The organism is Streptomyces sp. DvalAA-14 (genome assembly GCF_900091855.1).
Taxonomy (GTDB): Bacteria; Actinomycetota; Actinomycetes; order Streptomycetales; family Streptomycetaceae; genus Actinacidiphila.
In genome coordinates, this window is sequence record NZ_FMCH01000159.1 from 1 (window position 1) to 1506 (window position 1506).

Below are 1506 nucleotides of genomic sequence, written 5' to 3' on the forward strand. Positions count from 1 at the left end.
TGCGGCAGACATAGTCCGGACCGCCCTGACCCTGGTGGACCTCGGGTCCGCGAACGCGTCGCTGCGCGCGCTGCCCGCCGCGCTGCGCTCCGGCGCGGGTGACATCGCGCTGCGGGACGGCGCGGTGCTGATCCAGGACCTGGAGGCGCCGGTTGCGGCTTCGGCGGCGGGGCAGGCGCCCGAAGCCGCCGCGGCGCTCGACCGGGAGCGCCAACGGCTGGCCGCCGATCTGCCGCGGCTGGTGCGTGACGAGGTGGCCGCGGCGCTGGAGAGCGACGCGCCCGGATCCCTCGACCTGGCCCGCCCCTTCAAGGCCCTGGGCTTCGACTCCCTCGCCGGGGTGGATCTGCGCAACCGGCTGGCCGCGGCCACCGGGCTGCGGCTGCCCACGACCCTGGTGTTCGACCACCCGACCCCCGAAGCGGTGATCCGGTACCTCAGCGACGAGTTGCTGGGCACCGGCCGCGGCGCGCCGGCCGGGCGGCAGCCGGCCGCCGCCCCGGACGACGAACCGGTCGCCATCGTCGGGATGGCCTGCCGTTTCCCCGGCGGGATCGCCTCGCCGGAGGAGCTGTGGCAGGTGCTCGCCGAGGGCGGCGAACGGATCGGGCCGTTCCCGACCGACCGCGGCTGGGACCTGGAGGGACTGTACGACCCGGAGGGAATGGCACCGGGCAAGCACTACGTGCGCGAGGGCGGCTTCCTCGCGGACGCGGCCGGATTCGACGCGGACTTCTTCGGGATCTCCCCGCGCGAGGCGCAGGCCATGGACCCGCAGCAGCGGATGCTGCTGGAGACCTCCTGGGAAGTGCTGGAGGACGCCGGGATCGACCCGGCGGGCCTGGCCGGCTCCGCCACCGGTGTCTTCGTCGGTGCGACCTTCCAGGACTACGGCCCGCGTCTCGACCAGGGCACCGCCATCACCGAGGGCTACCTGATGACCGGCAGCACGCCGAGCGTCGCCTCCGGCCGGATCGCCTACACGCTGGGCCTCGAAGGGCCGGCGCTCACCGTGGACACCGCCTGCTCGGCGTCACTGACCGCGCTGCACCTGGCCTGCCAGTCGCTGCGCCGCGGGGAGTCGACGCTGGCGCTGGCCGGTGGCGTCACGGTGATGTCCACCCCGGGCATCTTCATCGAACTCACCCGCCAGCGCGCGCTGTCCGCCGACGGCCGCTGCAAGTCCTTCTCCGCCGGGGCCGACGGCACCGGCTGGTCGGAGGGGGTCGGGATGCTGGTGCTGGAGCGGCTCTCCGACGCCCGCCGCAACGGGCACCAGGTGCTGGCGGTGGTCCGGGGCAGCGCGGTGAACCAGGACGGGGCGAGCAACGGTCTGACGGCGCCCAGCGGTCCGGCGCAGCAGCGGGTGATCCGGCAGGCGCTGGCCAACGCGGGCCTGACGGCCGCCGACGTCGATGTGGTCGAGGCGCACGGTACGGGAACGCGCCTCGGCGACCCGATCGAGGCGCAGGCGCTGCTGGCCACCTACGGCCGGGAACGGGCCGG

At 75.0% G+C, this 1506-nt stretch carries 1 pseudogene; it reads left to right on the forward strand.

Annotation, left to right across the window (positions count from 1 at the left end):
* Positions 1 to 34: 34 nt before the first annotated feature.
* Positions 35 to 1506 (forward strand): annotated as a pseudogene (locus tag GA0115240_RS07660) (beta-ketoacyl synthase N-terminal-like domain-containing protein); the annotation flags it as partial.